Below are 8,338 nucleotides of genomic sequence, written 5' to 3'. Positions count from 1 at the left end.
ATAAGGCACGCCAAGATGGCTGCATACCGCCTGCAGGTCTTCATGAAGGCATTCATAGCGGATGAATCGGTCCATCGCCGCTTCGCCGTCGATGCAGTAGACATCGCGGTCATCGGCGAAGCGTTTCGTGCCGGCAAGAAGAAAGTTCCGGAAACGTGCGGTCACGGTGGCGAACGGCGCGGCAAGCAGCGCCAGGCGTTCGTCTTCGGAATGGCGCGGATCGCCCCAGAAGCGTGACACCATCTTGTCGTAAGGGTTCCGGATGACGCAGAATTTGAAGTAGGACTCGAATATTTCATGGCCGATGCGTTCGCGTACCAGCGCCGCCGGCATGTGGTTGAACCAGGCGTCGGTGCCGCTGCGGCCGCGCATCCGGCTTCCGATGATGCCATAGGCGCTCACGGTTTCGGCGCGGGCATGTTCGGGCCGCCAACTGCCCGGCGGCAGGCAATGCGGTTCGAAATAGATCTCGACCGAGGTGCCGGCGGTCTTCTTGGTCTTGAAGTACAGGAAGCGTTTACTGTGGCTGCAGAGCATGCCCGGTCCGGTGCCGTGTGTTGGGAAAAACGATGGCGATGGCTTATTATGGACGAATTCGCCATCAAGGATCATCGATGCTGCAGACCGTCGAACATCTCACCTCGAAATACCCCGCCTGGAGCATCATCTGGCTGCACGGTCTGGGCGCCGACGGCAACGACTTCGCGCCGATTGTGCCCGAACTGGTGCGTGAGGGCTGGCCGGGCATCCGCTTCGTGTTCCCGCATGCGCCGGTGCGGCCGGTCACCATCAACGGCGGCATGGCCATGCGCGCCTGGTACGACATCGTCGGCGTGGAAATCGACAAACGCGCCGATGAAGCCGGCATCCGCGAATCGATGGCGGAATTGGATGCGCTGATCGGCCGTGAACGCGACCGCGGCATTCCGCTGTCGCGCATCATCCTGGCAGGCTTCTCGCAGGGCGGTGCCGTCGTTCTCGCGCACGCATTGCGTCTACGCCTGCCGATCGCCGGCGTGGCCGCACTGTCCACCTACCTGCCGCTCGGCCCGGCCAATGCCGCCGAGCTGACCGAAGCCGGCAGGACGGTTCCGGTGTTCATGGCGCACGGCCGGCAGGATCCGGTGGTGCCCTTGGCGCTGGGCGAGCGCAGCAGCCAGCAGCTGCAGGCGCTCGGTCTCGCGGTCGAATTCAAAACCTATGCCATGCCGCACAGCGTCTGTGCCGAGGAAATCCGTGATCTCGGTGACTGGTTGGACAAGCGCTTCAGTCTGCGATGACGGCCGACAGTCGCTCCCTGCTGCCTGATTTCTGCCGACTGCCGCGCATCGCGGCGGTCTGCGGCATCACCCAGCTGGCGGTGATCCTGCTGTTCCTGTCCCCGCTGGGGGTTTATCCGGCCAGCCTGACCAGCTTTCTGGCAGCGTCGGCATTCGCACAGTGGCTGGCCTTGGCCTCGGCACTGCTGCTGTGTAAAGCCGGTCCGGTATTGTCGCGTTTCAGCTCGCCGCTGTCGTACGCGCTGGCGGCCACGCTCAGCGGCATGCTCTCGGCGCTGGCGGCCTGGCTGGTGTATGTTCTCGACCGCGAACTGCAGTACCGCGCGCTGCAGCATCTGCATCCGGCGCAGTTCTGCCTGGGCACCGCCTTGATGATGGCGCTGCTCTCGGCGGTGATGCTGCGCTATTTCTATATCCGCGACCAGTGGCGCGATCAGGTCCGCGCCAATGCCAAGGCTTCGCTACAGGCCCTGCAGGCCCGCATCAATCCGCACTTCCTGTTCAATTCGATGAATACCATCGCCGCCCTGGTACGGCGCGATCCGCAGACCGCGGAAACCGCCATCGAGGATCTGTCCGATCTGTTCCGCGCCGCCCTCGGTGATGAAAATGCCGAAGCGACGCTGGCCGAAGAGCTGCAGATTGCTCGGCAGTATCTCGCCATCGAGCAGCTCCGGCTCGGTTCGCGGCTGCGCATCGACTGGCAATTGCCGGCCGATCTTCCGTTGCATATCCGCATGCCGCGCCTGACCCTGCAGCCGCTGTTCGAGAATGCAGTCATCCACGGCATCGCCCTGCTGCCGGTGGGCGGTGAAATCCGGGTCACGGCCGAGTCCGGTCCGGCATTGCTGCAGCTGAGCGTCTGCAATCCCGTCGCCGAAGGCCAGACCATCGCGGGCCACGGCCATGCGCTGGCCTCGATCCGCCGCCGTCTGGCGCTTTACTACGGCAATAGCGCCCACCTCACCACGGACGGCAACGAAGGCCTGTTCTGCATCCGGATCGGGATTCCGCATGAACAGGCCGCTTGAGATCGTCGTAGTCGATGATGAGGCGCTGGCTGCCGAGCGGCTGGCCGGTTTTCTGGCCGACATGCCCGACTGCCGGGTGTTGGCCACCGCCGCGAATGCCCATCAGGCGTTCAGTCTCGCCCAATCGCAGCAGCCGGATCTGCTCCTGCTCGATATCGCCATGCCGGGCGAATCCGGACTGGACCTGGCCAGACGCCTGCAGAGCCTGCCGAATCCGCCGTTGGTGGTGTTCTGCACGGCTTTCGACCAGCATGCGGTGGCGGCGTTCGAAGCCCAGGCCGTCGATTACCTGCTCAAACCGGTACGCCGCGAGCGTCTGCGCGAAAGCATCGAACGCGTCATCCGTCTGAAGCGGTCACCGGCCAGCGAAGAAGCCCGGGATTTCGTGGCCGCCTCCTTCGGCGGCGTCATCCGCCGCATCGCACTGGCCGATATCCACTACCTGCATGCCGATGACAAATACACCATCGTCCATCACCGCGGCGGCGAGCATGTGCTCGACCAGTCGCTGAAGGATCTGGAGCAGCAGCATCCCGCACGCCTGCTGCGCATCCACCGCAATTGCCTGGTCAACCGCGCGCAGCTGGCCGAACTGCGCCGCGACGGCGAGGGCCGGATCTGGGCGCTGCTGAAGGACAGCGCGACGCCACTGGAAGTCAGCCGCCGCTGCGCCGGCGAACTCAAGGACTGGTTCAAGGGAAATTGATGCCGGCCGGCGCCGGCAATGCGATAATGCACCGATGAAGATACTCCGCCTCGCCACCCGTGAAAGCACGCTCGCACTCTGGCAGACCAACCATGTCGCCGCGCTGCTGCGCGCGGCGCATCCCGGCCTGCAGGTCGAACCGGTGCCGATGACCACCCGCGGCGATCAGATCCTCGATGTCTCGCTGTCGAAGATCGGCGGCAAGGGCCTATTCCTGAAGGAGCTGGAAGTGGCCATGCTGGAAGGCCGCGCCGATGCCGCCGTGCATTCGCTGAAGGATGTGCCGATGCAGCTCGAGCCGGAATTCGCGCTGGCCGCGGTACTCGCGCGTGACAATCCCTTCGATGCTTTCATTTCGGATCAGTACGCGACGCTCGCGGAATTGCCGGCCGGCGCGGTGGTCGGTACGTCGTCCCAGCGCCGGCAGGTGCAGCTGAAGCAGCTACGCCCTGATCTGCAGCTACGTGATCTGCGCGGCAACATCAACACGCGTCTGGCCAAATGCGCGGCCGGTGAGTACGATGCCATCATTCTGGCCTGTGCCGGTCTTGAACGGCTCGGTCTGCACTCCCGCATCCGTTCGCAGCTGGCGGCGCCGCAGTGGTGGCCGGCAGTGGCGCAGGGCGCCATCGCCGTGGAGTGCCGCAGCGGCGATCCGGAAACCGCCGCCCTGTTCGCCGCATTGAACCATCGCCCGACCGAGTTGCGCGTGCGCGCCGAGCGCGCCATGAACCGCGCCCTGCACGGATCCTGTCAGGTGCCGGTGGCGGCCTATGCCGAACTGACCGACGGCCGGATGCGGCTTACCGGATGGGTCGGTGATGCCGAAAACGTGCGTTCCATACAAGCCGATGCCGATGGCGACGCCGCCGATCCCGAGGCTATCGGTGGTGCCGTTGCCGAAAAGCTGTTCGCGCTCGGTGCGGCCGACCTGCTGCGCCTCTGACCGGCGCGGCCCCGGCAATGGCCAGCATTGCGCTCAATCTGATCATGAAAGACGAAGCCGCCGTGTTGCCGCGGTTGCTGGAAAGCGTGGTTCCGCTGCTGGACCGTTACACCGTGGTCGATACCGGCAGCCGCGATGACAGCATCCGCATCGTGCGCGAGTTCTTCGCCGCCCGCGGCATACCCGGAGAAATCCGGGAGCATCCGTTCCGGGATTTCGCCGATGCCCGAAACGCCGCGCTCGACCTGCTTTCCGGGCAGGCGGATTACGGCTTCTGGATCGACTGCGATGAACAGCTGTTGCTCCCGCCGGCATTCGATGGCGCCGCTTTCCGCGCCGGTCTGGGTGAACACGATCTTTATACGCTGACCGTCAGGGTTGAACAGATCGCTTATCCGCGTGCCTGCATTTTCCGCTGCGGCAAACCCTTCCACTGGCAGGGCGTGGTGCATGAGCGCCTGCAATGCAGCGAAGCGATTTCCATCGGTTCACTCGAGCAGCCTGTTGTGCAGGTCCATTCCGACGGCAATTCCTGGGCGGAAGGTCTCCGCGCCAAATATCTCCGGCATGCGCAGCTACTGGAAGCGGCCTATGCGCACGGGGACGATCCGCGTGACCTGTTCTATCTGGCGCAGAGTTACCGCGATGCCGGCGACCACGGCAGGGCACTGATTGCCTACCGCGAGCGTGCCGGACGCAATGACGGCTACCACGAGGAGCGCTACTACGCGCAGTTCATGGCCGGCCTGATGTGCGAGCGGCTGCGCCTTCCGGCGCAGGCGGTCATCGCGGAATATCTGAAAGCATCGGCATTTGAACCCGAGCGTGCCGAGCACCTGCTGAACGTTCTGCTGCTGCTTCAGGGCGCCGGGCAGTGGCAGGCCGCGTTGAATCTCGGTACCGAACTCCTGCAGCGCTATCACCGGCGCAGCCCGTACCCGAAGTGTTCGCTGTTCGTCGATGAGAGCGTGTATGCGTGGAAAATCCAGCAGGCGCATCAGGCGACGCTGCAGTACTTGTCCGGGGCTCAGTAATACAGACTCACCACATGTTTGGCCTCGGCGAAGAACAGCCAGCGCCCGATGAACACGCCGAGCATGCCGGAAACCGCCGCCACGCTGTACAGCCAGGGCAGATTCAGCGTCCAGGCACCGAGGCAGGCGATCAGCGGCAATGCGAAGCCGAAGCCGCGGCAGCATTCACGGAAAACCGCGCTGTGCTTGCGGGCCAGCACATGCACCATTTCGCGGGTGATGTAGTTCGCCTCGGTGTGCGGATGTTCGAACACACGCACGCTGCGTTCCTGCGGCAGGCCCAGCGCGCTGCTGCGCGACACCGCCAGCGGCAGGTCGTTGTTGCGCCAGTAGCGGGTCATCAGCCAGAGAATCAGCATCGCGAAAATCGCAAGCACCGGCGCGAAAGTCCAGATCGCATAGATGCTGGCCAGCCACAGGCCGCCGGTATAGATACTGCTCATCAGGTAAATGGGAACCACGGTGGCATGCCGCCAGGCCGGCACGGTTTTCAGGCAGCGGTAGATCATTACGGTGCAGACCACGGTGCCCATGCTGAGTGTCATCAGCATGGCGGCCAGGATCTTCTGGACCGCGCCGTGCTGCGGAAAGAACACCAATGCCAATGCGGGCAGGTAGCACAGCACCGCAAGAATGCCTTCGCGAGACAGCCATGAACTGCGCCATTGCGAGAACGCACGCCAGGCGCGCTCGCGCCGGCCCAGATGCAGGGTCGAACTGAGCAGTCCGGCGGTCACGAACAGGGCGCCCATGGCGAGCGTGACGTAATCCCGGATGCCGAAGTCACGGTCGTGGCCGAGCAGGGAGGCGCCGAACCAGAACCACAGGCCGTAACCGGTGCCGGACAAGGTGCTGAAGAATATGACGGACAGGGCGGGATGCATCAGCGGCTCAGGATTTTGTCGAGCCAGCGCAGGGCGCCGGGCAGTTGGGCGGGATCGAGGCGCTCGGTTTCCGCCTCGGCGCAGACCGGTTGTTTGCTGCGCGCCGGCAGATAGCGGTTGACCGGCTGGTAACCGAGCTCCGGCATCAAGGCCATGCCGCCGCGTTCGCGTGAACGGACCGACACCTCGGAGTCCGGGTCGTTGAAGTCGCCGAAACCGCGGGCCCGTGTCGGGCAGGCCTGCACGCAGGCCGGTTGCCGCTGTGCCTCGGGAATGCGTTCGTTGTAGATGCGGTCCACGCACAGCGTGCATTTCTTCATGATGCCTTCGCTCGGCGAATATTCGCGGGCACCGTACGGGCAGGCCCAGGAGCACAGCTTGCAGCCGATGCAGGTGTCCGGGTTGATCAGCACGATGCCGTCTTCGGCGCGCTTGTAACTGGCACCGGTCGGGCACACGCTGACGCAGGCCGGTGTTTCGCAATGCAGGCAGGAACGCGGGAAGTGCAGGGTGCTGGCGGGCTGGGCGTCGAGCGCTTCCAGCTCGTAACTGTGCACGCGGTTGAACCAGACACCGTCCGGTGCGGCGCCGTAGGCATCGCTGTCCGGCAGCGGCGCGGAAATGCCCTGGTCGTTCCATTCCTTGCAGGCCACGGCGCAGGCGTGGCAACCGACGCAGATGTCGAGGTCGATCAGCAGGCCAAGCTTCTTGCCGCCGGTGGCCGGCAGCGCGGTCATGCCGTGGCTCCCAGCGGCGTGAACTGCGGCATGCTGAAGGATTGCGGTGCCACTTTGCGCAGGGCCACGCGCAGATCGAACCAGGCCGCCTGCCCGGTGATCGGGTCGGCATTGGCGTAATCGGCATCCGGGGTCAGATCGGAAATCAGCGGATTGAGCAGAAAGCCCTGGTTGCTTTCCGGTGCGTCCGCGGCAAGGCCCCATGTGCGTTTGCGCTTGCCGAGCGCGTTCCAGGTCCAGACCGTATCGGGTTGCACGTTGTTGGTCAGTTTCACCGGCACGGTGATGGCGCTCAGATGCGAGCGCAGTTCCGCCCAGTCGCCGTCGGCCAGGCCGTAGCGTGCTGCGGTGTCCGGGTGCAGGTAAAGAAAGTTGCGCGCCATGATCTGCCGCAGCCAGGCATTCTGCGAGCCCCAGGCGTGGTACATGAACGGCGGACGCTGGGTCAGCGCGTGCAGCGGGAATTCGGTCGAATCGGTCTGCGCGTGCTCGAACGGCGCATACCAGAACGGCAGCGGATCGAAATAGCGCCGCACGCGCCCGCGCTCGGCCTCGGGCGGCTGCACGGCACCGAAGCCCTCGGCGGCCAGACGGAATTTCTGCAGGGTTTCCGAATACAGCTGCAGCACCACCGGTTCGGCGCTGGCGATGAAACCCATGGCTTTCGCCCATTCCAGATAATCGCGGTTGGCCATTTTGAAATAGCGCCCGGATTCCGGAACCGCGGCATGCCAGAAGCCGCCGTTGTCGATGTAGCGCTGCAGCTGTTCCGGATTCGACGCGCCCTTGCCATGGCTGTTGCCGTCGCTGCCGCGCCAGCCGGCCAGAAGTCCCACGCCGGGCGCACGCTCGTGGCGGATGATGTAGTCGGCATAATCGCGGTACAGCGGCGCGCCATCGGCATGCACCAGACCGGGCAGGCCCAGACGCGCACCGAGATCGATCAGCACCGATTGGAAGCCGCGCACGTCGCGGTCCGGCGGCAGCACCGGATGGCGAAGCGCATCGGAGGCGCCGTCGGCGTCGGAAATCGGACGGTCGAGCATGCTGACTGCATCGAAGCGTTCCAGATAGGTGGTGTCCGGCAGGATCAGGTCGGCATAGGCGCACATCTCGCTGGCGTAGGCGTCGGCGTAGATGATGTAGGGGATCCGGTAGTTGCCGTCACCGTCTTTGTCGGTCAGCCAGTGCAGGGTTTCATGCGTGTTCATCGCCGAGTTCCAGCTCATGTTGGCCATGAACATCATCAGCACGTCGATTTTTCCGTGCGCGCCGGAATGGGCATTGCGCAGCACGGTATGCATCATGCCGTGCACCGCCAGCGGATACTTCCAGGAATAGGCTTCATCCACCCGCAGCGGCTGGCCGGCGTCATCGACAAGCAGATCTTCCGGGCCGTGGATGAAGCCCAGCGGCATCGCATTCAAGCGGCCCTGGTCATCGCGCGTGCGGCCGGGCCGGTTGGCCGGCGGAATCGGGCGCGGAAACGGCGGCTGGTAACGGAACGAGCCCGGGGCGTCGACCGCACCGAGCAGCAATTGCAGAAGGTGGATGGCGCGGCAGGTCTGGAAGCCGTTGGCGTGCGCGCTGATGCCGCGCATGGCATGCATGGCCACCGGCCGCATCGGCATGTCGGCATGGCGCTTGCCGTTGCTGTCGGTCCAGGCAATCGGCAGGCTGCGATTATGATCGAATGCGGCCTTGGCGAGCTCGGCGGCCA

The 8,338-nt window shown here is 64.7% G+C and carries 9 protein-coding genes; 5 read left to right on the top strand and 4 right to left on the bottom strand.

Annotated elements, in window-relative coordinates:
• A partial coding sequence (locus Q0W88_RS09615) for a hypothetical protein (RefSeq protein WP_297802861.1) occupies window positions 1-537 on the bottom strand: 537 nt, incomplete at its 3' end.
• A gap of 77 nt (window positions 538-614) precedes the next feature.
• Here Q0W88_RS09615 and Q0W88_RS09610 point away from each other — a divergent pair.
• Genes Q0W88_RS09610 through Q0W88_RS09590 form a run of 5 tightly spaced genes read left to right on the top strand, consistent with a single transcriptional unit; the run spans window position 615 to window position 4,997 of the window.
• A complete protein-coding gene (locus tag Q0W88_RS09610; RefSeq protein WP_297802857.1) occupies window positions 615-1,280 on the top strand; it encodes a dienelactone hydrolase family protein in 666 nt (221 codons plus the stop codon).
• Window positions 1,277-2,311: a histidine kinase gene (locus tag Q0W88_RS09605; RefSeq protein ID WP_297802854.1), complete on the top strand. Its 1,035-nt coding sequence runs from the start codon at window positions 1,277-1,279 to the stop codon at window positions 2,309-2,311. The genes Q0W88_RS09610 and Q0W88_RS09605 overlap by 4 nt, the downstream gene beginning before the upstream one ends.
• Window positions 2,295-3,017, top strand: a complete 723-nt coding sequence (locus tag Q0W88_RS09600) for a LytTR family DNA-binding domain-containing protein (protein ID WP_297802851.1) — start codon at window positions 2,295-2,297, stop codon at window positions 3,015-3,017. The genes Q0W88_RS09605 and Q0W88_RS09600 overlap by 17 nt, the downstream gene beginning before the upstream one ends.
• A gap of 34 nt (window positions 3,018-3,051) precedes the next feature.
• Window positions 3,052-3,963: a hydroxymethylbilane synthase gene (hemC, locus tag Q0W88_RS09595; RefSeq protein ID WP_297802849.1), complete on the top strand. Its 912-nt coding sequence runs from the start codon at window positions 3,052-3,054 to the stop codon at window positions 3,961-3,963.
• Between the two features lie 17 nt (window positions 3,964-3,980).
• Entirely contained in the window at window positions 3,981-4,997 is a 1,017-nt protein-coding gene (locus tag Q0W88_RS09590) for a glycosyltransferase (protein ID WP_297802846.1), read from the top strand.
• Here the strand turns inward: Q0W88_RS09590 and Q0W88_RS09585 are convergent.
• From Q0W88_RS09585 to Q0W88_RS09575, 3 genes are all read right to left on the bottom strand, one after another.
• The gene (locus Q0W88_RS09585) at window positions 4,991-5,881 is read right to left on the bottom strand and encodes a DmsC/YnfH family molybdoenzyme membrane anchor subunit (RefSeq protein WP_297802844.1); all 891 of its coding nucleotides are present in this window, start codon (window positions 5,879-5,881) and stop codon (window positions 4,991-4,993) included. The two genes, Q0W88_RS09590 and Q0W88_RS09585, sit on opposite strands and share 7 nt — an antisense overlap.
• Entirely contained in the window at window positions 5,881-6,618 is a 738-nt protein-coding gene (locus tag Q0W88_RS09580) for a 4Fe-4S dicluster domain-containing protein (RefSeq protein ID WP_297802840.1), read from the bottom strand. The genes Q0W88_RS09585 and Q0W88_RS09580 overlap by 1 nt, the downstream gene beginning before the upstream one ends.
• Window positions 6,615-8,338 (bottom strand): molybdopterin dinucleotide binding domain-containing protein (locus tag Q0W88_RS09575; protein WP_297802837.1); only part of this gene is annotated, 1,724 nt, incomplete at its 5' end. The genes Q0W88_RS09580 and Q0W88_RS09575, both read right to left, overlap by 4 nt.

It is taken from the genome of Arenimonas sp. GDDSR-1 (assembly GCF_025980345.1).
GTDB lineage: Bacteria > Pseudomonadota > Gammaproteobacteria > Xanthomonadales > Xanthomonadaceae > Arenimonas.
Note: the sequence above shows the minus strand (reverse complement) of the source record. Positions and strands in the feature narration are given on the sequence as shown.